Below are 22,135 nucleotides of genomic sequence, written 5' to 3' on the forward strand. Positions count from 1 at the left end.
GGTACTCAGGAACCGTGCCAAGCGACGTTTTGTCCGCCTCCCCTACGCTGTAAGCCGCATGGCCACTGGCCTAGCGCTTTCGCAATCGACACCGATGGTTTGATTTGTCCGGCACTTTGCTGGCCGGGGCCATCGACCGGCTGGGTCAGGAAGTGACGCTTTTCGTCACCCATTCGGCTGGATGTCGTCCCCAGCCCGAACGCAAGCGATGGGGGCCGGGATTCGCGCGCGGCGACTCTGCAGCTGCAGTCGCCACTCACCATCACCGCCTTCTGCCGTTGCCGGCTGCTATCCACGTCGCCCCATGCAGCGACTGGCTGCTATCTTCCTATCCGTATCCGGTCACGACCGCAAGGAAAGCCATGAAAACCCAGCGCTATGATTTGCTGTATTTCGGCGTTGCGGAGCAGGAAGACGCTCGCGAACTCGCGGCGCTCGGACTGGCGCGTCTGCTCGGCATCGAGTTGCCGCAGGCCGAGGCCGTGTTGAACCGGCCCAATGTGATCCTGCGGCAACAGCTTCTGGAAGAGGAAGCCAGGGCCCTGCAGGCAGCGCTGTTCCGTATCGGCATTCGCAGCAACTATCAGCCGGCGTCGCGGGGAACTCATCAGTTCGAATTGGTCCCGCTGGAAGAAGAAAAGGCGCGGTCCGAGACCCTGGTCTGCCCGAACTGCGGGACAGAGATCACCACCGAGCCGGGCGAGGCCTTGCCGGAGGTCTGTCCGTCCTGCGACATCGTGTTTGCGAAATACGGGCAGTACACGCAGGAGCAGAAGCAGCGCGAGCGCCTGCGCCAGCGTCTGCTGTCCAAGATGAAGGCCGAGGAGGCGGAGGCCCGGGAGGAAGCGGAACGCATCGCGCGACAGGCGCTGGCGCGTCAGGTCGAAGACGAGGTCTGCCGCGAGCTGGGTTTACCGTCGGTGATCAACAGTCGCGCCCGACTGGCGGGCGCAGCGGGCGGGCTGCTGTTGGCCGGACTGCTGGTCGGGCTCGGCGCATCGCAACTCGCCGCCCGGTTCGGCGACCAGGGCGCGGATGCGGCCGAGGCCTTCGCGGCAGCCGACACGGTGGCACCGGCGGTGGGCGGGGGCATTCCGGCTGACCCCGGAATGGAACTGGTCACCGCAATGCAGGGGGATGGGGCGGCCGATCCGGAGGTTTCGTTGGCGGCCGGGGCTCAGGGCCTGCCGGCCGATCCGCTGGCCGTCATCGCGATGCCGTTGAACGGTGCCAAGGCCGTCGCGACAGACCCGGCGCTGTCTGATGCTGCGGCGGCCGGTACGGCGCTGCCGGCTCAGGGTGGTGAGCGCGTCGTCGCCAAGCCGCCACGTTCCGCGCTCGATCCAGCCGTGGTGCGGGCGGCGATGATAGCGGACGCAAGCGCTGCGACCGATCCGCTCGAAGCGCTGGGGCAACTGGCGCTGCATTTCCTGGCCCTGCGCGATGCGAGCAAGGCGGCGGCAGTAGCCGCCGAAATGCAGGAACGGGCTGCGAGCGGGGTGACTGGACTGCCGGCAGTGAATGCGGCCGCGACGCTGGCCTATGTCCGCTTCGTGTTGGGGGACCGGAAGGGGGCTGACGAGGCTTTTGACCGCGGTCTGGCGCTGGCAGCTCAGTTGCCGGATGCCGCCGGACGCGGCGCCGGTCTGGCAGCGCTGGCCGTGCAGGCGGCTCGGGGGCTCCGGCCCGACGATGCCGATGCGCTGTTCCGCAAGGCCAATGCCGAAGTCCTGGGGCTGCGTAATCCGGCGGACCGGCTGCAGGCGATTTGCGCGCTGGCCGAGCGTTATGCGTTGGCGGGCCGGCGCGCCAACGCGCTGGGAGCGCTGGATCATGTGGCGCGGCAGTTGGCGGCTCTGCCCAATACGGACGCGCGGGCGAACGTCGGGGCACGCCTCGCGCTGGCGCACGCGGCGCTCGACGATTTCGGTGCGGCCTGGGATGCCGTCCGGCGCCTGCCCGCGGGGCCCGGGCGCGATGCAGCCGTGTTCGCGCTGGCGCGGACGGCGTTGAACGGGGATCAGTTGACCTGGGGTGCGGAACTCGTGGATCGGCTGATGGCGCCGGGATATGCCGCCGGGGGCCAGGCCTGGTTGGGGCTGGCGCGGACGCGGGTGCGACTCGATGGCGCGGCAGCCTTCGCTCAGGCGGATGCGCGCTCGCGCGAAGTGGCCGATCCGGCGGAACGGGCCGAGGTGCTCGGGCGGCTCGCGGCGGCGCAATTCCTGGCCGGGGATCGCTCCCGTGCCGATGGCTATGTCACGGATGCGCTGCGCGCGGCGGAACGCATCGCCGCGCCGGACGAGAAGGACCGGGTGCTGACTGCCGTGGTCGAACGCCTGGCCACCGCGTTCATGAGCGATGCGGCGGCGACGGTGCTGTCACAGATCGGAGGCGCGGGGTTACGCGCGGCTGCCGAGCGGTCCGTGGCCGCGTCGCAGCGATTGGCGGCCATCGTGCTGCCACGACCGGTACCGGGCTCCCCGCTGCGCTCCAGATAACAGAGCTGCGCGGGGAGTGGGGTTACGGTACGGAAGGAAACTCGCTGTCAGCGACGCCCGGGTCGTTCCGGGTGGGACCCCGGAACCCAGTGGTAGGGCGGATAAGCCTGACGGATTATCCGCCCTACGGTCCGCCAAATGGCGCGGCCCCGAGCGCTCAGTCGGCCAGCGCGGCTTCCAGACTGGCGGCGTCCAGCACGCGGACCGCGTAGTCTTCGAGGCGGGCGAGGCTCGCCGTTTGCAGTCGTGCGTCGACCCACTCGGGCAGGCCGCCGAAGCGGCTGGCGAGCAATCGCTTGACCAGGGCCGCGGCTTCTTCGCGGCGTCCTTCAGACAGTCCTTCCCTCAGTCCTTCTTGCCGCCCTTCGCGGACCCATTCTTCTGCGATATCGAGTGCGATGCGCCGTTCGGGGTAGCTCTTGTGTTCAAACAGCACGTAGACATAACCCGGCTTGCCGTTCAGCCAGCGCACGGCATAGAGCAGATCGGAATGATGTTCCGCGAGTTCCGGATCGACAAAGCTGTCCTTGCGAATCTAGAGGCTGTCAGGCTGTATCAGTCCGGAGAGGTCAGCCGGCAGGTGATGACGCAGGATCGAGGCGGCGACATCCTCGCGACTGAACGCCTCCTTGAAGAACCGTTCGTGTGGATTGACGGACTGTGCCATGTGCCGATCATGCCACCACGGGGGCCAGCGCAGCCTGGTCCGGTACAATGACCGCGACGGCAGATCAGGCCGCAAGCCACTGAACCCATGCCAAGCCTTGCATGAAACAGCCGAGCGAACCCGAGTCCTCACGCCGCTGGCGCTTCGGTGCCGAGGCGGCCAACAACATCGTGCAGACGGTAGCGATCGTCGCGGCGGGCGCCTGGGCGGTGTACACGTTCATTTACCAAGCCAAGATCGCGCCGAGCCAGGAGCCGCCCAGCCTGTCGGTGACGAGCACGCTGGCGGAGGTGGGGCACAAGGGCGATCAGGTAGCGATCCGCTCGACCGTGACGCGGACCAATGTCGGGCATACCGGCGTCCGCCTGCTGGCGCTGACCTACAACCTGATCGGCAGCAAGGTCGCGTTCGCTGACAAGATCTGGCCCGGCCCCGAGCCGGAGCTCGAGCTGAGCCGCTCGAACCGGATTACGGCGGCACGCTATTACTCGGCGCCGGAGCAGGAAGTCATCTTGCGCCATGGGATTCTGTTCAAGGGAGCGGCGCAGTTGGATGACGGGCAAGCGGTGGGTGAGTCGGTGCTGTTTCCCGGCGAATCGATTTCCCGCGACATGATCTTCTACGCCGACCGGGAGAAATTCGATTTCGTGCACTTCCAGGTGCAGCTGACCTACGCGAAGGAATCGGATCCGCCCGTGCCGCTGAGTTTCCGGCTTGGCGAACAGCAACAGATCGAGGCGGTGCCGGTCACGCCTTGCCGGCCGGCCGACGATGAATGCACACCGGTCGTGACGACCGATTTCGCGACCGATCTGTCGTTGTGGTGAGTGCCGCCGCGCCGGGTTTTTGTAGGAGCCGGGCCCTAACGGCGATGGGTCGTTGATTGGTGCGGTGGTTGGTTCGCCCAGGGGGTTGGGCTCCTACCGGGCGGGGCAGCGGTTTTTGGTAGGAGCCGAGCCCTCTCGGCGATGGGTCGTTGATTGGGGCGGTGGTCTGTTCGCCCAGGGGGCTGGGCTCCTACAGAGTGGGCAGCGGTTTTGTTGTAGGAGCCGAGCCCTCTCGGCGAATGGGTTTTGGTCGGGGCGGTGGTTGGATCGCCCATGGGGTTGGGCTCCTACCGGGCGGGGCAGCGGTTTTTGGTAGGAGCCGAGCCCTCTCGGCGAAGCGGCGTTGATTGGTGCGGAGGTTGGTTCGCCCAGGGGGCTGGGCTCCTACAGGGAAGTCCAGAGGTGGTCTCAGAGTTCCGGCGTGGGCAGACGCTCCGCAAGGTCGTCCCAACCGATCGACACGCCGGCCAGCACGCCGACCGGAGTGGTTCCCTTCATCTCGTAGATCTCCGGCTTACCGTATTCGCTTCCGTTCAGCCGGTAGACCGAGATCACACGGTCGGTCGGGTGGGCCAGCCAGTATTCCTGCACGCCGGCGCGCTCGTAGACCGCGCGTTTCAGGAGTTGATCGTGACTGGCAGTGGATGGCGACAGCACTTCGACGACCAGATCCGGGGCGCCCCGAACGCCGCGGCGGTCGAGTTTCGACTTATCGCAGACGACCAGCACGTCGGGCTGCACGACCGTGTCGATCTGTTCATCTTCCTCGTCCCCCTTCGGGAGCCGAACGTCGACCGGCGCGATGAAGGCGCGGCAAGGTTTGCCGACGAGGAAGTTTGCCAGCTGGCGGAAAATTTCACCGGCCACCTCCTGATGATCGAGCGTCGGCGCCGGCGCCAGCAGGTAGGCGTCGCCGTCGATCAGTTCGTACCGGACATCGTCCGGCCAGTGCAGGTAGTCGCCATAGGTGTGGCGTTCGTGATCGCGCAGTGCGAGGCCCATGACCATTCACCTCATGAAGTCGGATCACCATTCTAGCTGAAAGCGATGACGCGGGTCCGGCGGCCCAGGGCACGAAGTCGTGCTCATCGCAGCCCCGCCGATGCCGTCGCCTTTCGCTGGCGTCGGCCATGAGCTACCATCGATTCGGACGTTCGTTTCAGGTGCGCGCGGCAGCGGGGGGATCGTTTAGGTCGGTCGCTGTGCTTGTGTGATGCGTCCAGATGGCGGGTAAACAAAAACTATAAGAGCAGGCCGGGGGTTGACCGAAGCGGCTTCCCGTTCCGTCCTCATTCATTCAGGAGGTTCATCGGAAAATGAGCAAGACCATCGATCTGGGGCGGTATTTCCGCGAAGGACTGCTGCCCGACATGCCGAATTTTCCCGATGAGGTCGAGGTGTACACGACGACCGACGTGCATAGCCTCGCCCGGGCACTGGTGCGCTACACGGAGATACTGAGGGGCAAACCGCAGAACGTGCCCGATCTGATCCATGGCGGCAAGCGGGGCCCGCGGGTGCACCATCCGGTGGTGCTGGATACGCTATGGCATTTTGCGACCGTCGGTCCGCAAAGTCTCGATTATTGGCAGCAGTATGTTGCGTCGTCGCTGGTGCATCAGCGCGTCGCGCACGAAGCCGAGCAGCTGGCGCTGATCGTCGGTTTGCCGATGATCGTCGACGGGTGCGACCGCGATTCGATGATTCAGGTGTTTGAGCGGGTGCCGGGCATCGACCTGAACAAGTTCGAATCGTTCTGAGGTTTACTCGGTGGTCTGTTCGCCCAGGGGGCTGGGCTCCTAGTGCGCTCGTGGAGGCGCACACATCGCACGGTGGAAGTCCGTGTCGGGGGAAGCCATGACCCCGTAGCTGAAGGTGACTGCGTCGTCGTGAGGCGGGGTGGGGAGCAACTGGAGGCGAACTGGCAGTCCGCAGGAAGACGAACTCGATGCGGCGGGGCTACGGCGGCGAGCCTGCCAGGAGAGGGTGAAGCCTGAAACACATCGGACACGTTGGGGATGGCGATGGGAAACGATGTCCGGGCCGGCCACGTGGTGGGAGGCGGAATGTTGGGAGGTGTGTGCGAGAGAAGCGAGGAGACCTGGCCCGCGGACGCGAAGCGGGTCAGGAGTCAGAGCCCGCATCGTACCGAGGCGGCGCGAGCCGTGAGAGGCGCGGAGAGCAAACCGGGCTGAGGGAAGGCAGGGCAGGAAGGTAGAGGCGTGACGCCAGAGACCTGCAAGACAGCATCGACAGTGCCGAGCGAGGCTAAACGAGAGGCAGAAGCCTGCGGAATACCCGGGGTGGAAGCGACGATTTGGACGGAGCGTATGGTTTCGGCGCTGGTGAACGGCGTCGCAGGAGGCCAATGGTACAGCCTGATGGACAAGGTCTGTGCGCCCAAGACACTGGCGTTGGCGTGGGCGAGAGTTCGGGCCAACGGCGGTACGGTCGTGGGCGCTGTCAGGCCGACCATCAACGCTGGCCCAAGGCCTTCTTCGCCGCTGCCGGGTTGTTCGCACTGTATCCCGCCTGGCAGACGGAGAGAAACTCCCGATGAGGAAACTACCGACTGGAGAGCCGTGTGCGGGAGAACCGCCTGCACGGTTCGGAGGGAGGGGAGACAACCGTCTTCCCTACCCCTATCAGAGTGGGCAGCGGTTTTTGGTAGGAGCTTCGCCCTCTCGGCGAAGCGGCGTTGATCGGGGCGGTGGTTGGTTCGCCCGGAGGGCCGGGCTCCTACAGGGTGGCTGCCGTTTCCACGGGCCTGCTGCTGCCCCAGCCGTACTTGTCGGCTGTCCTCAATCGGGCCACCCGCCGCGCTCGAGGTGAATCTCTGGTGCGGCGGGTTTTGATATACCCTCAGTCCTTGTGCGCCGCGCGCACTTTCAGGTGATAGGTCACTTCGGTCTGGAAAAACGGGAGGCCATCCTGGCTGGCATCGCAGCCAGCACCATGCAGGGTCAGCGTATGTTTACCCGGCCGCAGCGGTGGCAGCATGACCCAGTGGCCCTCGGCGATCTGCCTACCGGTCTTTCCAGCCGGCAACGGCTTGTTGGGATCGCTCGCATCGCAACCTCTGATTAAATTGTTCTTCGGCAGGTAAGTAGAAAACCTCGGCGATTGGGTTCGAACCACGGAGATGCCCGATGCGGTTACGGGTATGCCATCGAGCGTGCTGCTCATCTGGCAGGCGGGATCGCCCCCGATGGTGAAATTGACCAGTATCTCTCTGACCTCTTGATCGGTGAGCGCTTCATCCGCGGTTCCCGGACAATCGGTCCAGATGGAATTCACCACTGGATAGAACAGCTTGCGATCCGCTGGAATCGTGCAACTTCTGACAACGGCAGGCCCGCCAAAGGTGCCGGCGAGGAACCAGACATCATCATTGGGTTGGCGGAGTCCGCAGAGTTCGCCGGTCGTGTCCTGCACGCTATTATTGCCGTCGGCTCCGGAGTATGCCCACTGCCACCAGCGGGCAGAAAGGCGCGCATAGCTATTGTTGTTCGAGTGCCAATGCCCGTGCGCGCTCTGTGCGGACGCCGCGCGGACGGTTTCCGGTCCGACTCTGGCGGCTTGTGATACTGCGGCGGAAGGCGGCAGCGTCCCTGCCCAACAAAGAGAAGCTGCCATCAGCAGGGCGGGTGTCAGGCAAAAGGTCACGGGTGTCGTTCTCATTTTGCTCTCTCCATTTGATTCTTGAGGCTTCTATCGACGAGATAGGCGTTCCGTGATTTGGAACGAAACCACGCCGGCTTTTACGGAGCGCTATTGCGGGAACATTACCTACGCTTGCCTCGGGCTGTTCAGTTCTTGTTGCGGGTGTATCGTAGATCGGCCTTCAAATAGGTGTCAGCTCGTGCGAGAAAAACCATCTTGCGCGGGTATTCTTAGTCATCCTTGATAACCAGGGCGAGGCAGGTTTCCCGCGCGAGAACCATACGCAGCGCCCAAAGGCATGTAAATACGTAGTTCCACGTAGTGGCCGAGACTTCGGCAGACAGGAACAACACCAGTGTGTCGTCGCCGTCACCCGATGCCCTCGTTGCCTATCGCTTGGATCGCCGATACCCGATCACGACAGCAGTCTCTTGTCGTGGCTCGATGTACGGCAGACAAGGCATAGGCATGCTTACCGGGTGAAACGTTGCGCGTGATCCGGTTTGTCGGTCGGGATCCGACCGCCGGATTTGCGGGTCGCCGCCGCTACCTTTTTCTGGGCTTTGCCATGAGCTGCCGTCAGCCGGGAATATCCGTATGCCGGCGTATTCGGATTCTGGCGGGTTAGCGCGATTCGGTTGGGTTTGGGTTACCCGAAAGCTGGCTCGGATCTATGCGAGCGGTCCCACGCCGGATGGCGGCTACGGCAACAATCAGGCGGGTCGGGTTCGGCGCCTCCCGCTCTGTGCCCTGTCCGTGACTCATATGGTGCGCTTTTGAGTTAAAGGCTGACCTTCCCGGCGAGTCGGTGTTGATCAGGGCAGTGGTTGGTTCGCCCGGAGGGCCGGGCGCCTCCAAGGTGGGTGCCGTTTTGATGTAGGAGCCGAGCCCTCTCGGCGAATCGATGTTGACCAGGCCGGTGGCTGGTTCGCCCGGAGGGCCGGGCTCCTACAGGGTGGTGCGTTCTTGTTGAAAGAGCCGAGCCCTCTCGGCGAATCGATGTTGACCAGGGCGGTGGCTGGTTCGCCCGGAGGGCCGGGCGCCTACAAGGTGGGTGCCGTTTTGATGTAGGAGCCGAGCCCTCTCGGCGAAGGGGCGTTGATCAGGGCGGTGGTTGATTAGCTCGGAGGGCCGGGCGCCTACAAGGTGGGTGCCGTTTTGATGTAGGAGCCGAGCCCTCTCGGCGAATGGGCTTTGGTCAGAGGCGGTGGTTGGTTTGCCCCGGATTTGTATCGGCCTCGTCGAGCCACTTGAGCAGGGTCGCGTAGAGCACCGAGGGCTTGACCGGTTTACCGAGAAAGTCGTTCATGCCGGCTGCGAAGCAGCTTTCCCGGTCCTCGTCGAAGGCATTGGCGGTCATTGCGATGATCGGGACGGTGTCGCCGTGCGGAAGCTGGCGAATGGCCCGCGAAGCCTCCATCCCATCCATCTCGGGCATCTGCATGTCCATCAGGACCGCGGCGTAGCGTTGGCGCCGCGCTCGTTCGACGGCCTCTGCACCATGTTCAGCAACCTCGACGTTGAGTTCCACCGCGCGAAGCAGTTCGGTCGCGACCTCGCGGTTGATCAGGTTGTCCTCGGCCAGCAGGATGGTTTTGCCCGAGTGGCGGCGGGCCAACTCAACCGCGGGATCGAGGTATCCCGGATCGTTCCGGGCTAGGACCGCCCCGGCCGGAGCCGCGGTTCGCGCCGAACTTTTCGGCAGCAGTGCCGTGAACCAGAACGTGCTGCCGACTCCCGGCTGGCTCGTCACGCCCACGTCGCCGCCCATCAGCCGTGCCAGCCGGCGGTTGATTGCCAGTCCCAGGCCGGTGCCGCCAAAACGCCGCGTTGCGGACTTGTCGGCCTGCTCGAACGCATCGAAGACCCGCCCGACGTCGCGCGTGTCGATGCCGATGCCGGTGTCCTGAACCTCGATCCGGATCAGCGCCGCGTCCGCGCGATCCTCCGCTACCGTTGCCCGGACAGTGATAGCGCCGCGGTCCGTGAACTTGACGGCATTGCCCAGAAAATTCAGGAGCACCTGTGAAATCCGGGTGGGATCACCGAGCAAGGGCCCCAGCGCAGCCAGTCGCGGGTCGGTCTCCCGTCTCAGGCTCAGGCCTTTGGCCCGCGTCCTCTCCGCCACCAGTTCGCAGCGCTCCTCCACCAACTGGACGAGATTGACGTCGGTCCGGTCGAGAACCATTTTCCCCGAGTCGATCTTCGACACGTCCAAGATGTCGTTGATGACACCGAGCAGATGTTCCGCAGCGCCCGCGATCTGCCGCAGCCGCTTCCGGTCGCCCGCGTCGCGCGCGCGGTCCAGCAGCAGGTGAGTGAGCCCGACGATCGCATTCATCGGCGTGCGAATCTCATGGCTCATGGTCGCCAGGAAAGCACTTTTTGCCTCGTTCGCGGCCTCGGCCGCGATCTTCGCCGTGGCGAGCTCGACATTGGTCCTTTCGAGCTCGGCAGTCCGCTCCGCCACCAGTTCCTCGAGGTGGTTACGGTGTCGCTCCAATTCCAGTTCGGCGTAACGCCGCGCCGTGAGATCCTGGTCTAGGCCACGATACCCGATGAGCTGTCCGGTGGCGTCCAGGATGGGCACGCCGTTCGTCAGCACGTGCCGCACGCTGCCGTCCTTGTGCAACATCTGGTTGGGCAGATTGTGGATCGGGGCCCGCAGCACCGCGAATTGTTCGAACACCGATCTGACGCGCTCGACCTCCCCGGCCGGCATCAGGTCGAAGGCCGTTCGCCCGATGATTTCGTCCGGTCGATACCCGAGCAGCGTTTCGACGTTGTCGGACGCAAAGGCGTAACGGCCCTCGCGATCGGTTTCCCAGACCCAGTCCGCGGTTGCGTAGACGATGTCCCGGAAGCGCTTTTCGCTCTCCCTCAGGGCGTTCTCGACCGCGCGCTGGCTGCTGATGTCGCTAATGACCAGAACGGCCCCCAGGATGCCGCCACCTTTCGCGCGGATCGGTGCACTGTTGAGTTCGATCGGCGTTTCGCGGCCGTCGCGCGACACCAGCATACTGGCGCGTGACGCCGCGTTCTGATTGCGCTGCGCCACCGACTTCAGATCGAAGGCCATCATGCGGGCCTGGTCGTCGAGTAGCGTCAATACCTCGGCCAAAGGTTTGCCGAGAGCTTCCGTCTCGGGCCATCCCGTCAGGGTTTCCGCTGCCCGATTCAGAAAACTGACGCAGCCTCTGGGATCGGTCGCGATGACGCCACTGCCGACGCTGGCCACCACCGCCGCGATCCATTCCCGCTGTCGATGCAGCTCTTTTTCCAGCGCTGCCTTGTCGATGGCATTCGCGATGGCTCGCCGCAGAGCGATCGGCTCGGCGCGGGACTTGTCGAGAAAGTCGATGGCGCCATGCTTCAGCGCCGCCACGGCCGTTTCGGTGTCGGCGTTCCCGGTCAGCAGGATGACAGGGCAGTCGCCCAAGGCACCGGCCGCGTGGAGTTCGTCGAGCACTTCAATGCCGTCCATGTCGGGCAGACGGTAATCGAGCAGGATGCAGTCGGGCCGCGAGCCCTGCCACAGGCTGAGGCCCTCGGCGGCATTTTCCGCCTCAAGGATGCGAAACGCTGGTTCCAGCTGATAGCGGTAGACGATCCGGTCTTCCGGCGAATCGTCGATGATCAGGACGGCGGGAGAATGGCGTTCGGCGACGGCGTTCACAGCGGGGATTTCATCCCTTTTGGCGGCATTGGGATTCGGGTTTCGGCGTTGGACCGCGCCAAGCGGTCAGTCTATGCCTTTTGGGATAATCAGGGAAACCCTGAGCCGAGCCGCGCCCCGCCCCGGTCGGCCTGGCGGTGTCGCTTGAACGGCGCGGAGCCCTGTGCAAACATCCGAGACTCCGATTTCGAAGTCAATATCTCAGACACCGGATCATCGCCGATGTTGCCGCATCCGGTCTACTACCGGAGGGCGCCGTTCTTCACCGGGACTGTGATCGAGCAACTCGTTAAGGACCATGACTGAGTCTCCATCAAAGGCAAACACCACAACCGGGGCGTTGAACGTTTCGGCTGAGGCGGTCGATCTGAGCAACTGCGATCGCGAGCTGGTTCATCTGTGTGGTGCAATCCAGCCGCACGCTGCATTGCTGGTTTTGCAGGAGCCCGAGCTGACCATACTGCAGGCCAGCGGCAACACCCAGGACATGCTGGGCGTCGCAACGGAGGCCTTGCTCGGACAGTCCGTCGAAACGGTACTGGGCCGGGACCCAACGGCTGCCCTGCGGGAGCGAATCCGGCGTGATGATCTGAACGATGCGCTGCCGCATGTGCTGTCGGTGCCTCGTCTATGCGGTAAAGAGACCGCGTTCCACGTTTTTGGACATCGCACCGCGGACGCACTCCTGCTGGAGTTCGAACCTGCCGCGCCTGCCGATCTCGCCCGTTCGGCCGAGATACACTCCGACGTCAGAGCCGTCCTGAATCGGCTGCAGAAAGCGCCTTCCCTGCAGTCCTTCCTGTCGCTCGCGGTCGACGAGATCCGTGCCTTGACCGGCTTCGATCGGGTCATGGCCTACCGCTTCAGTGCGGATGGCAGTGGGCAGGTGGTCGCCGAATCGCTCGAACCCGGGCTGGATCCGTATCTCGGCCTGCATTACCCCGCCAGCGACATCCCTGAGCCGGCCCGGCGCTTGTTCCTGCTGAACTGGGTCCGCCACCTGCCGGACGTCGACTATGTGCCCGTGCCGCTGGTGCCCGAGTCGAACCCGCAGACCGGCAGTCCGACGGACCTCAGCTATGTGTCGTCGCGCAGCGTATCGGTCATGTACACCGGGTACCTGCGCAATATGGGCGTCCAGTCCACGCTGGTCATGACCTTGCTGAGCGCGGGGAAGTTGTGGGGCCTGATCTCGTGCATGCACCACCGGAGTCCCAAGGCGGTGTCGTACGAGATACGGCTCGCGTCCGAGTTCTTCGCCCACATGGTTTCGCTCTTGTTGAGCGAAAAGGAAACGATAGACCACCAGGCCTACCGGGCGCGGTTGAACGGTGTGACCGAGGCTCTGCTGGCTGCCATCCGCAAGGCGGCGACGGTGCAGGACGCCCTGGCCGGGACCGAGCCGAACATGCTTTCCGTCATCGATGCCGCCGGTTCCGCCGTGGTGACCGAGGAGGGGGTCCGCCTGCTGGGACAGACGCCTCCGGAGGCGTCTGTCAGGGCGCTGGCCGAGTGGCTGGCGCAGCGCGGCGAAAGCCGCTACGCGACCCATGCGCTCACGGACGATTTTCCGGAGGCCGCCGCATTCGGCCCCTGCTGTGCCGGTTTGCTGGCCATCCGCCTGTCGCATGTGGCTGCCGAATATCTGATGTGGTTCCGGCCTGCCACCGTCGAGGAAGTGAACTGGGCCGGCGATCCGCGTAAACCGGTCGAGATCAGCGAGACCGACGGCGAGTTGCGGCTGCAACCCCGCACCTCCTTCGCCCTATGGAAACAGACCGTCAGCGGTCGCGCGCGCCCGTGGCTGACCTGCGAAGTGGACCATGCCAGCCAGCTGCGCAGCGCGATCGTCGAAGTGATCGGCGAGCGGGCCCGCACGCTGGCCCGGATCAACGAGGAACTGGAGAAGAGCAACCTCGAACTGGATTCGTTCGCCTACGCCGCGTCCCATGACCTGAAGGAGCCGCTCCGAGGCATCAGCAATTTCGCACGCTTTCTGCAGGACTCCGAACCCGGGCTGACGGAGGAAGGCAGGCAGCGGATCGAGACCATCGTCCGGCTGACCAAGCGCATGCATGACTTGCTGGAGTCGCTGCTGCACTATTCGCGGGTTGGTCGGAGTGAACTCGATCTTCAGGCGACGGCCATCGATGAACTGATCGTACAAGTCGTGGCGATGCTGAGATCGGGCAACCGCTCGGCGCTGGACGTCGACGTGCGCGTCCGGAGCCCGTTGCCGACGGTTTTGTGCGACCGCATCCGGGTCACGGAGTTGTTGCACAACCTGATCGGCAACGCGATCAAGTACAACGACAAATCCGCAAAGTGGGTCGAAATCGGCTGCGATCAAGCGCTGCATCCGCCGGTCTTCTTCGTGCGTGACAACGGCATCGGGATCCCCGAGCAGCACTGGCAGCGCATCTTTGAGCTGTTTCGCCGCTTGCACGGCCGCGACGCGTACGGTGGGGGCACCGGCGTTGGCCTGACGATCGCGAAGAAGGTCGTCACTCGCCATGGTGGCCAGATCTGGCTCGAATCCAGGCCGGGTGAGGGGACCACCATTTATTTCACGCTGGAGGCTCCTGTCGACGACGAGGCTGTCGACCCCGGAGCACAGCCGGGAGAGCGGAGCGCACCCGGGGGAGGTAAGGCGTGACGAGCAGGTCCTTCGCCGAGGGCGCGCTGACCGCTGCTCAGCCAGCGCCCGGGGCTGCTGCGCTCGACGCTAGCGCCTGCGACCGGGAGCGGGTCCAGTTTCCGGCGGCGATCATGTCGCACGGCCTACTATTCCTGCTTTCGCCCGGCGATTACCGTCTGTTGGGGGCGAGTGCCAACGCGATCGCCCGTTTCGAAGGTGAGTACGGGGTGCGGGCCGGGGCCCGGTTCGCGCAGCTCATCGCTGCGGACGCGTGGGCGGCGCTGGAAACGCAGCTCGCGCACTTGGGGGAGCCGGGCCCCCCGCGCCATCTGGGACGTTTCGGGATGCCGTCGGGCGGTGCCGCGTTCGAGGTGTTCGCCCACCGCTCGGCAGACATCATCATCGTCGAATGCGAGCCGGCCGCCGCCGACGTAGGGAGGGCCGCGGACATTGGTGGCTTCGAGGCGGTTTCTGGCGCCATCGCCGCGGTGCAGGCCGCAGCCAACTGGCAGGATGCCCTGGGCGTTGCCGTGGACCACCTGAAACGGCTGACCGGTTTCGATTCGGTCTCTGCGAACCGGTTCCTGTCCGACGGATCGTCCTGGACGGTCGCCCAGTCGCGTGAGCCGCACGTGCTGGACCTGCTCGGCAAGCGTTTTCCACGCTCGGACATTCCGGAACCGGGGCGCCGCCAAATGCTCCTGATGCCCTTCCAGTATTCCCCTGACCTCGGCGACGAGCCGGTGCCGCTGGTCTCATTCGAGCCGGAGCTGGACCTGGCGACACTCGACCTGGGCTACGCGTCGCTGCGCAGCATCTCGCGCATGTGCAACCGGTTTTATCTGAACGTCGGCGTGCGGGCCCGGCTGGTGGTGACGCTGGCGCAGCAAGGCGAGTTGTGGGGCTTTTTGTCGTGCTGGAACTCGGCACCGCGTGCGTTGCCGTATGCCGCTCGCCTGGCCTGCCGGGTCTTGGCCGAAACCTTGGCGCTGCTCGTGGTCGAAAAGGAGGCGGCCGAACGTCAGCGCGAAACGCTGGCCGCCAAACGGCGAATCGCCGACCTGATGCGGGCGCTGTCCGTAGAGCCATCGCTCGACGAGGGTCTGGCCGGCTTGCCGGCTCGACTGATCGAAGCGATGGATGTGACCGGAGCCGCGCTGTGCGACGGGCAGCGAGTGATCCTGGCCGGCAACACCCCGCCCGCCGATCTGATCGAAGCCATGCGCCCCTGGCTGGAGGCGCAGGCAGAGTGTTTCACGACCGATCGCCTCCCGTCGCTCTACCCGGCGGCTGCCGCGTATGCCGACCGGGCAACCGGCCTCGTCGCGGTGCGTTTGCTGGAGCCGGGTCAATTCGTATTGGGCTTTCGTCCCGAGTGGGTGCACGAGGTCGAGTGGGCCGGGAACCCGCAGAAGCCGGTCGAGATCGATGTCACCAGCGGCGAGGCGCGCCTGACGGCGCGCGGCTCCTTCGAGGTCTGGAAGCAGGAGGTTCGCGGCGCGGCCAGGCCCTGGGGTGAGGCTGAACGCGAGGCAGTGGCTGACCTGCAGCGCGCACTGATTCCCTGGCAGCAAGCCGAGAAGCTGCGCCAGTTGACGGTGCGGCTGGAGCGCAGCAACGCCGAGCTGGAAGCATTTGCGCACACCGCGGCGCATGATTTGCGTGAGCCGCTGCGCGGCATCCGCAATTTCTCCTGTTTCCTGCGTGATGCCGCCAACGAACGGCTGCAACCCCAGGAACTGGCCTGGCTGGATACGATCAGGACGCTGTCGGGCCGCATGAGCAGCCAGATCGAGGCCTTACTGCATTACGCGGAGATCGAACGACAGGACCTCGCCGTCCGGATGGTCGACCTGAATCAGTTGCTCCGCACCGTCTTCGAGAACCTGTCCGCGCAGATCACCGAATCGGCGGCGCGGATCGAGATTCCGCGACCCCTGCCGACGATCGCCTGTGATCCGGTCCGGACCGCGGCCGTGTTCGAAAATCTGATCACCAACGGCATCAAGTACAACGATCGGTCCGATAAGTGCATCGAGGTGGGCTATCTGGACGGAACCCCCCCGACCTTCTTCGTCAAGGACAACGGGATCGGCATCGCCGAACGGCACCGGGACGCCGTTTTCCAGATCTTCCGCCGCCTGCATCCGCGCGATGCCTACGGTGGCGGGACCGGTGCCGGCCTTGCCATCGTCCGCAAACATGTCGATCAGCAAGGCGGGCGGATCTGGCTGGAATCGGTGCCGGGCGAGGGGTGCCAGTTCTACTTCACGCTGGCGCCGGGCGGCGCAGGACGAGGAACATGAGACGCAACGTGCCGCTATTGATCGTCGAGGATTCCGACGAGGACTTCGAAGTCACCTGTTGGGCGCTTCGCAAGGTCGGCGTGGAAAGGCCGATCATTCGCTGCACCTCGACCGAGGGCGCGCTGGGCTATCTGCTGCCCCCGGAAAAATCGCCCGACCCCGCGCCGCCGCTGCCGTGTCTGGTCTTGCTGGACCTGAACCTTCCGACCGGCGACGGACGCCAGCTGCTGGAAGATCTGAACCGGTTGCCGCGGCGGCCCCCAGTGCCTCTGGTGATTCTGTCGACGTCGAGCAACCCGCGCGATGTGGTCGCCTGCTACCGGCTGGGTGCCTCGGGTTATCTCAGCAAACCCCTCGATCTCGACGATTTCGTCGAAAAACTCCGCGTTTTCGCAGCGTACTGGTTCATGGCCGTGACGCTTCCGGAGGGCGAGGGTTGAGCGCAGCTCCCGTGGTGCGCGATGCGGCGGCCGAGGCGCTCTGGAACCGGTTCAAGATGGCCACCGCCGCGCAGCATCGGCGTGTCGAACGGACGTTCCCGATTCTTGAGCCGACCCTGACGCGGGCGGATTATCGCTTCTGGCTGGCGCGCCTCCATGGGTTCTACGGGCCGCTGGAAGCTGTGCTGGAGCCCTGGGCGCCGGAGATGGCCATCGACTGGCCGGCGCGGCGCAAGGCCCTCCACCTGCAAGCGGATCTGGGGCATCTCGGACTATCGGCGGAAGCGATCGCCGCCCTGCCGCACTGTGCCGCCCTGCCCGCGGTAGGTGACCTCGCCGCGGCCTTCGGCGTGACTTATGTCCTCGAGGGCGCGACCTTGGGCGGGCGCCTGATCGCGCGGCAGTTGTCCGCCCGGCTGGGCGTGGCGGCGGGAGCCGGTGCCGATTTCTTCAGCGCCTACGGCGATGAGGTGGATGCGCGCTGGCTGGCCTTCCGCCTCCGGCTGGCGGCTGCGGTGGCGGCGCCGGCGCTTGAGGCGCGCGCCATAGACGCGGCCTGCGACACTTTCGATGCGCTGGGGAATTGGTTGCACGCGGGATTAACGGGATGAGAGTCCGGCGCGGTCGCGCCATCCGGCCCGCTTACCGCCCACGGGGCTGCAGGGCAGCCGGCTAGCCCAGGCCCGGGACGCCGACCTTCTGGATGTGGACGGCGTTGTTGCCTTCTTCGTACTTCGGCAGCCTGCCTTCGGTGCGCCACAACCGATAGGCCAGCGCGGCCGTCAGCACGCGCACCGGATAGTCCCGGGGCAGATGTTGCAGGTAGGGCTGTATCGTCACGAAATCTCGGGCGTGGTACTGGCTCATGATCGACAGCAGACCGCCGTTGCGCGGACCGATGTTGTAGGCCAGCAGGCCCAGGAACAAATCTCCCTTCATTTCCGCGAGATAGTGGCTCAGCGTTGCGGCAGCCACGAAGGTATTGTGCCGATGGTCCCGCAGGTCGACCGTCGTGGCGTCGAGATGCTTACGGGCCTCGGCCATGGCTGTTTTTGGTGGCGCGGTGATCTGAAACAGCCCGCGCCCGCCATCCTTGCTGTCGCGTGGTCGGAAGGACGATTCGGCCGCGCCGACGCCGACCAGGACGTCTTCATCGACGCCGTAGATCTTGGCGGCCTCCTGAATGAACGGGAGATAGGCGCCCGCCCTCTCCCACATCAGCTGGTACTGGTACAGGTCGGCGCGCCGGTAGGCAGCGAACACCTGATGGGCCAGGGTCGTGCGCTCGGCTTCCGCGGTGCCGCCCACCAGCGTCCGGAAATTGGTGAGCTGGCGATGGTAGGCGTCCCGTGACGCAAACCAGCCAGCCCAGGCGGCCAGCAGGCAAGCCGCAAGCGCCGGAAGGAACGGCTTCAGCCGCAGCAGCCACGACCGGCACAGGCGCCAGACCTTGAGTGCCACTGTCGTCGTCAGGGCCAGTCCCAACACGATCGCGGCGAAGGGCAGCAGGCTGGACATCAGCCCGGTTCCGGCGAAGCGCTCGGCCGCGTGGCCGAGCGCTGCGATGATCGCCACCAGGGCCGCCGCGATCAGTGCGGCGGTCTCGACACTCAGGATCAGCGCTTGCTGCCAGGTCAGGCGGGCCGGCAGGCTCCGCGGCGCGGGTCGCCGTGCCGCGCTCCGCTTCCGCGTCGCCATGGGCTTGCTCTGGCGACGCGGGCTTCGGCCGGGTTCGGTAGCGGACAATAAAGGGCTCCCAGAGAGCGTTGACTGGACCGCAGGATGGTAGCAGAGGGCCGCGCGCCGTGCCTGCTTCGGCTGCCGAACGCTCAGGTGCAACACGCGGCCCGGCCGTTGCTCGACTGTGACCGGCGCGGCGGTTCGGCTTCCTTAGTCCCCCGCCTCGTAATACGATATGGCACGTCAAACACAGGGGCATTGCCCGGCGTCGATCCGGCATCATCCGCCCGGACCGTCTTTTTTTCAGGAGACTTGCATGATGAACGTGAATTTGCGATGGCTGCAATGGCTCTGCCGGGCGGGGTTAGTGACGATGGTCGTGGGCAGCCCGGCGGTGGTTGCGCAGACGACCGCGGTCGCGCCGGCGAAGGCGATGCCGGATGTGGTTCCGGACACCGCGCCGATTCCCGCTCATGTGAAGCAGCGGATCCTCGACCATATGAAGCAGACGGATCTGCAGCGCTTGCACGGGTGGCCGGGCATCGTGTTCTACTGCCCCGTCGAGGAGGCCAAGAGCGATGCCATCAAGACCGTCTGCAATCGCATCAACGCGGAAGTCGGGTCGATGATGGCGGCATCGAGCATCAAGTTCCAGATTGCCAAGAATGCGTTCGACCTGCATTTCCTGCCCCATATGACCGGCCGATTGTTGCTGGTCGTCGACATCGTGGCGACGGGGCCGGAGAGCCCGGCTGCGGCGCTGTCGGCCGATGTCGAGGCGCTGGCGCATTACGCGCATGCGGTGAACTGGTCGTCCGAGCTCCATCCGTTACAGGAGGCCGGCGACGGACGGAGTCCGCTCGAGGTGCCCCAGCATGTCAATGCCGTGCTGTGGGAAAGCAAGCTGATCGTCGCCGGCACTGGCGGGCTGTCCTCGTTGGAAGAAGCGCTGTACAAGGGCGTTCATGAGCGGATTGCCGCGTTCCTGGCGGAATTCGGGAAGGTCAACCCGAAATAGCCCTGTGGGTCCCGAGCGAGGAGCGATGGGCCGGGGATGCTGCAGCGGCCCGGGATCCGTGCGCCGCGGGGCGCGCGGCTGGTAACCCGTCAGACGATTCAACCGTAAGGAGTGATGAAATGGCGAAAATCGAGGAAATCGAGGGCATCGGCCCCGCGTATGCGGAAAAGCTGGCTCAGGCGGGTATTGGCGACTGCGCCGGCCTCTTGGAGCAGGGCGCCACGGCGGCCGGACGACAGAAGATTTGTGAGTCCACCGGCATCAGCGCCAGTCTCGTGCTGCGCTGGGTCAACCATGCCGACCTTTTCCGGGTCAACGGCATCGGCCCCCAATACGCCGAGCTGCTCGAAGCGGCCGGCGTGGATACCGTGGCGGAACTGGCCCAGCGCGTGCCGGCCAATCTGCATGCCAAGCTGACCGAGGTCCAGGAACAGAAAGGGCTGACCGGTCGTGTACCGGCCGCGTCGTTCGTCGCGGATTGGGTCGAACAGGCCAAGCAGTTGCCGAAAGTCGTCACTCATTAGCCGGCTCGGGATCGTCACGTTGACGACGGCACACCCTTGAACCCGGTCATCGTTCCCGTCTACGCGGCGATTCTCGCGCTGGTTTTCGTGGCGCTGAGCCTCCGGGTCATACGATGCCGGCGCCGCGACCGGATTGCGGTCGGTCACGGCGAGTCGGCCGAGCTACTCAGGTTAGCCCGCGTCCAGGGCAACTTCGCCGAATACGTCCCGTTGGCGCTGCTCCTGCTGGCGTGGGTCGAGACCCGTGGCTTTCCAGGCTATCTGGTCAACGGGCTCTGCCTGATCCTGCTCGCCGGACGGGTCGCCCATGCGTTCGGCATGAGCCAGTATCCCGAGGATTTCCGCTTTCGCGTCGGCGGCATGGTCGCGACCTTCTTCGTGCTGTCCGGAGCGGCCTTGCTATTGCTCGGGGCGGCCGTTTATCCCAGGTGAACGGTTCGGGGCCCGTCGCCTGCGGCTGGCGTCAAAGCGTCACGACAGTCCGTACCCGGCCGGCGCGCGCATGGCGTGCCGTCAACGTGAGGGTATCGCCGGCTTTGGCGCGCACGACCCACTCCGCCTTGAGGCGCTGGTTGGTTTCGTCACCACTCCACCCTGCCCAGCTCGATGAGGTGACGGGCGTGTAGGCCAGCCCTTCGAGCTCGCCGTGCGAGGAGCGAGGCTCTCCGACCAGCAACTGCGCCCCTGCAGGGAGCTCGATCTCGCAAATCACCCCCGGCGTCAGCCGTTTCTCCAGTGCCAGCTTGGTGACGTAGCTCGGCAGCCAGCCGGTATTGTCGACGACCAGCCGGACGCGCCAGGTGCCGTCGCCCAGGGGTTCGGCCGTCGCGGCCCGCAGTTCGAGCCGGGGCGAAATCAGCAGATGCCAGACCAGCCAGTCCGGGAACTTGGCGATTTCCCGTTCCAGCAGAGCCGGAGGCGGATTGCTCCATGAGTACAGCGTATCCCAGCCCCCCAGTTCGATCGGTCCCAGTTGCGGATGCTCGTAGGGATACCAATCGACGAAGGCCTGGCCGCCCAGCACCTCATCGTTCCACTTCAGCAGTTTCAGATCGTCTTCGATCGGATGCTCCCGGTACCACTCGATGAACCGGTAGTCGGTGATGCCGGCTTCGCGCTGGGGACTCCAGATCTCGACGGTCCAGGCATAGCAGCCGAGGTGCTCGAACACCCAGTCGTCGAAGGTGCCCGTGATCACGGATTTCGGGTGATAGCGGAAGTCATGAAACACCGAAATCGCCGGATAGCCGGTCAACTCGGTGCCTTTGGCGCCGATTTTCTGGTAGGTCCATAGATCCTCCGCATGCAGCGTGTCGTCAGCCCGGTGTGAGTACGGTCGCAGCAGCACGCCGCTGAAGGTGTGGAATGTGACGGCACCGGTGATGTTCGGGTGGTCGCTGACGAAGCGGACCGCGGCATGGACCTCGGGTTCGGATGCCGGGAACGGGCCGGCGCCGTGCTGTTCCTGCTCTGGACGCCAGTTGGCGGGGTAGTTGCGATTCAGGTCCAGCTGCGTGTGCAAGGGCTGGAGCTTCAAGCGCACGCCGTCATAGTCCTCGATCGAGCCCTCCGGCAACAGGCGGTAGTAGCGGCCGCCGGTTTCGGTCGGTTCGCGGCGCACGAGCAGACGCGGATCGTGTTCGCTGCTCTTCCAGGGGCCGGTGGGGTCGGGGATACGCATCGTCAGGATGCGACCGTCGCCATCGATGTCCTCCCGCCGCAAGCCGCCCACCGGTTCTTCCTCATAGGGGTAGGGCCGCGTGCTCGAACGGATGAAGCGTGGCACATCCGCCAGTGCGAGTTCGGCGCCATCCGGATTGAGCCGCGGACAGATGTAAAATGCGCGCGAGTCGAGACAGCGGGTCACATCGGCATCCGTGCCGTAACGCGTGACCAGGTGCTGGATGAAATAGAGGCAGGCCATCGACGCGGTGACTTCGGTCGCGTGGATGTTGCCGTCGATGTAGAGTGCCGGTTTGTCGCGGTCCTCCCCAGTGTCGAAGCGCGTGACCGCTGCCAGCCAGATGTCCCTGCCTTCATGGCTGCGCCCGATGCTGTGCAGGCGCAACAGGCCGGGATGATCGGAGGCGAGCCGTTCCAGCGCGCGGGTCAGTTCGTCGTGGCGGTAGTAGGTGTCGAAGGGGAGCGCTGTCATGGGGTTATGTGGGCGAGAGGGTTGAAATGCCGGCGACTGG

General features: G+C 65.2%; 17 protein-coding genes. 10 read left to right on the forward strand and 7 right to left on the reverse strand.

Going from position 1 to position 22,135, the window contains the following annotated elements; translation table 11 throughout:
* Window positions 1–362 precede the first annotated feature (362 nt).
* Complete coding sequence (locus ACW73L_RS04565) at window positions 363–2,501, forward strand: hypothetical protein (protein WP_498920267.1); 2,139 nt, start codon at window positions 363–365, stop codon at window positions 2,499–2,501.
* Window positions 2,502–2,658: 157 nt separating this feature from the next.
* On the opposite strand, the gene ACW73L_RS04570 is transcribed toward ACW73L_RS04565, so the two are convergent.
* Window positions 2,659–3,036 (reverse strand): Rpn family recombination-promoting nuclease/putative transposase, encoded by a 378-nt coding sequence (locus ACW73L_RS04570; protein WP_498920703.1) that lies wholly within the window; start codon window positions 3,034–3,036, stop codon window positions 2,659–2,661.
* Entirely contained in the window at window positions 3,037–3,168 is a 132-nt protein-coding gene (locus tag ACW73L_RS04575) for an Rpn family recombination-promoting nuclease/putative transposase (RefSeq protein WP_498920269.1), read from the reverse strand.
* A gap of 101 nt (window positions 3,169–3,269) precedes the next feature.
* On the opposite strand from ACW73L_RS04575, the gene ACW73L_RS04580 reads away from it, so the two are divergent.
* Window positions 3,270–3,995, forward strand: coding sequence for a hypothetical protein (locus ACW73L_RS04580; protein WP_498920271.1), 726 nt, complete (start codon window positions 3,270–3,272; stop codon window positions 3,993–3,995).
* Window positions 3,996–4,403: 408 nt separating this feature from the next.
* On the opposite strand, the gene ACW73L_RS04585 is transcribed toward ACW73L_RS04580, so the two are convergent.
* The gene (locus tag ACW73L_RS04585; protein WP_498920273.1) at window positions 4,404–4,997 is read right to left on the reverse strand and encodes a Uma2 family endonuclease; all 594 of its coding nucleotides are present in this window, start codon (window positions 4,995–4,997) and stop codon (window positions 4,404–4,406) included.
* A gap of 314 nt (window positions 4,998–5,311) precedes the next feature.
* Between ACW73L_RS04585 and ACW73L_RS04590 the strand changes: the two genes are divergently transcribed.
* A complete protein-coding gene (locus ACW73L_RS04590; protein ID WP_498920275.1) occupies window positions 5,312–5,755 on the forward strand; it encodes a hypothetical protein in 444 nt (147 codons plus the stop codon).
* Window positions 5,756–6,857: 1,102 nt separating this feature from the next.
* Here ACW73L_RS04590 and ACW73L_RS04595 read toward each other — a convergent pair.
* Together ACW73L_RS04595 and ACW73L_RS04600 are read right to left on the reverse strand one after the other, a co-directional pair.
* Window positions 6,858–7,676, reverse strand: a complete 819-nt coding sequence (locus ACW73L_RS04595) for a hypothetical protein (RefSeq protein ID WP_498920276.1) — start codon at window positions 7,674–7,676, stop codon at window positions 6,858–6,860.
* Between the two features lie 1,180 nt (window positions 7,677–8,856).
* The gene (locus ACW73L_RS04600) at window positions 8,857–11,334 is read right to left on the reverse strand and encodes a response regulator (RefSeq protein ID WP_498920278.1); all 2,478 of its coding nucleotides are present in this window, start codon (window positions 11,332–11,334) and stop codon (window positions 8,857–8,859) included.
* A 298-nt stretch (window positions 11,335–11,632) separates the two neighbouring features.
* Here ACW73L_RS04600 and ACW73L_RS04605 point away from each other — a divergent pair, with 298 nt between their 5' ends.
* The 4 genes from ACW73L_RS04605 to ACW73L_RS04620 are packed head-to-tail and all read left to right on the forward strand — an operon-like array spanning window position 11,633 to window position 17,329.
* Complete coding sequence (locus tag ACW73L_RS04605; protein ID WP_498920279.1) at window positions 11,633–13,990, forward strand: ATP-binding protein; 2,358 nt, start codon at window positions 11,633–11,635, stop codon at window positions 13,988–13,990.
* Entirely contained in the window at window positions 13,987–16,278 is a 2,292-nt protein-coding gene (locus ACW73L_RS04610) for an ATP-binding protein (RefSeq protein ID WP_498920281.1), read from the forward strand. The genes ACW73L_RS04605 and ACW73L_RS04610 overlap by 4 nt, the downstream gene beginning before the upstream one ends.
* Window positions 16,275–16,718, forward strand: a complete 444-nt coding sequence (locus ACW73L_RS04615) for a response regulator (protein WP_139556146.1) — start codon at window positions 16,275–16,277, stop codon at window positions 16,716–16,718. The genes ACW73L_RS04610 and ACW73L_RS04615 overlap by 4 nt, the downstream gene beginning before the upstream one ends.
* The gene (locus ACW73L_RS04620) at window positions 16,715–17,329 is read left to right on the forward strand and encodes a biliverdin-producing heme oxygenase (protein WP_498920283.1); all 615 of its coding nucleotides are present in this window, start codon (window positions 16,715–16,717) and stop codon (window positions 17,327–17,329) included. Before ACW73L_RS04615 ends, ACW73L_RS04620 begins: the two co-directional genes overlap by 4 nt.
* A 61-nt stretch (window positions 17,330–17,390) precedes the next feature.
* On the opposite strand, the gene ACW73L_RS04625 is transcribed toward ACW73L_RS04620, so the two are convergent.
* Complete coding sequence (locus ACW73L_RS04625; protein WP_498920285.1) at window positions 17,391–18,416, reverse strand: lytic transglycosylase domain-containing protein; 1,026 nt, start codon at window positions 18,414–18,416, stop codon at window positions 17,391–17,393.
* Window positions 18,417–18,717: 301 nt separating this feature from the next.
* On the opposite strand from ACW73L_RS04625, the gene ACW73L_RS04630 reads away from it, so the two are divergent.
* The 3 genes from ACW73L_RS04630 to ACW73L_RS04640 all read left to right on the forward strand — a co-directional run bounded on the left by ACW73L_RS04630 (window position 18,718) and on the right by ACW73L_RS04640 (window position 20,372).
* On the forward strand, window positions 18,718–19,416 hold the full coding sequence (locus ACW73L_RS04630; protein ID WP_498920286.1) for a hypothetical protein: 699 nt from the start codon (window positions 18,718–18,720) through the stop codon (window positions 19,414–19,416).
* 119 nt (window positions 19,417–19,535) lie between these two features.
* Entirely contained in the window at window positions 19,536–19,940 is a 405-nt protein-coding gene (locus ACW73L_RS04635; protein ID WP_129884333.1) for a DUF4332 domain-containing protein, read from the forward strand.
* Between the two features lie 36 nt (window positions 19,941–19,976).
* On the forward strand, window positions 19,977–20,372 hold the full coding sequence (locus ACW73L_RS04640; protein ID WP_498920288.1) for an MAPEG family protein: 396 nt from the start codon (window positions 19,977–19,979) through the stop codon (window positions 20,370–20,372).
* A 31-nt stretch (window positions 20,373–20,403) separates the two neighbouring features.
* Here the strand turns inward: ACW73L_RS04640 and ACW73L_RS04645 are convergent, their stop codons facing one another.
* Window positions 20,404–22,095: a M14 family metallopeptidase gene (locus tag ACW73L_RS04645; protein WP_498920290.1), complete on the reverse strand. Its 1,692-nt coding sequence runs from the start codon at window positions 22,093–22,095 to the stop codon at window positions 20,404–20,406.
* Window positions 22,096–22,135: the final 40 nt, after the last annotated feature.

This window comes from Methylolobus aquaticus (assembly GCF_054172105.1).

What these genes read in the sequence shown, in the direction of transcription:
- ACW73L_RS04565 (WP_498920267.1), top strand. Translation starts at nt 363, where the DNA reads ATGAAAACCCAGCGCTATGATTTGCTGTATTTCGGCGTTGCGGAGCAG.
- ACW73L_RS04575 (WP_498920269.1), bottom strand. Translation starts at nt 3,168, where the DNA reads ATGGCACAGTCCGTCAATCCACACGAACGGTTCTTCAAGGAGGCGTTC.
- ACW73L_RS04580 (WP_498920271.1), top strand. Translation starts at nt 3,270, where the DNA reads ATGAAACAGCCGAGCGAACCCGAGTCCTCACGCCGCTGGCGCTTCGGT.
- ACW73L_RS04585 (WP_498920273.1), bottom strand. Translation starts at nt 4,997, where the DNA reads ATGGGCCTCGCACTGCGCGATCACGAACGCCACACCTATGGCGACTAC.
- ACW73L_RS04590 (WP_498920275.1), top strand. Translation starts at nt 5,312, where the DNA reads ATGAGCAAGACCATCGATCTGGGGCGGTATTTCCGCGAAGGACTGCTG.
- ACW73L_RS04595 (WP_498920276.1), bottom strand. Translation starts at nt 7,676, where the DNA reads ATGAGAACGACACCCGTGACCTTTTGCCTGACACCCGCCCTGCTGATG.
- ACW73L_RS04605 (WP_498920279.1), top strand. Translation starts at nt 11,633, where the DNA reads ATGACTGAGTCTCCATCAAAGGCAAACACCACAACCGGGGCGTTGAAC.
- ACW73L_RS04615 (WP_139556146.1), top strand. Translation starts at nt 16,275, where the DNA reads ATGAGACGCAACGTGCCGCTATTGATCGTCGAGGATTCCGACGAGGAC.
- ACW73L_RS04625 (WP_498920285.1), bottom strand. Translation starts at nt 18,416, where the DNA reads ATGGCGACGCGGAAGCGGAGCGCGGCACGGCGACCCGCGCCGCGGAGC.
- ACW73L_RS04630 (WP_498920286.1), top strand. Translation starts at nt 18,718, where the DNA reads ATGAACGTGAATTTGCGATGGCTGCAATGGCTCTGCCGGGCGGGGTTA.
- ACW73L_RS04635 (WP_129884333.1), top strand. Translation starts at nt 19,536, where the DNA reads ATGGCGAAAATCGAGGAAATCGAGGGCATCGGCCCCGCGTATGCGGAA.
- ACW73L_RS04645 (WP_498920290.1), bottom strand. Translation starts at nt 22,095, where the DNA reads ATGACAGCGCTCCCCTTCGACACCTACTACCGCCACGACGAACTGACC.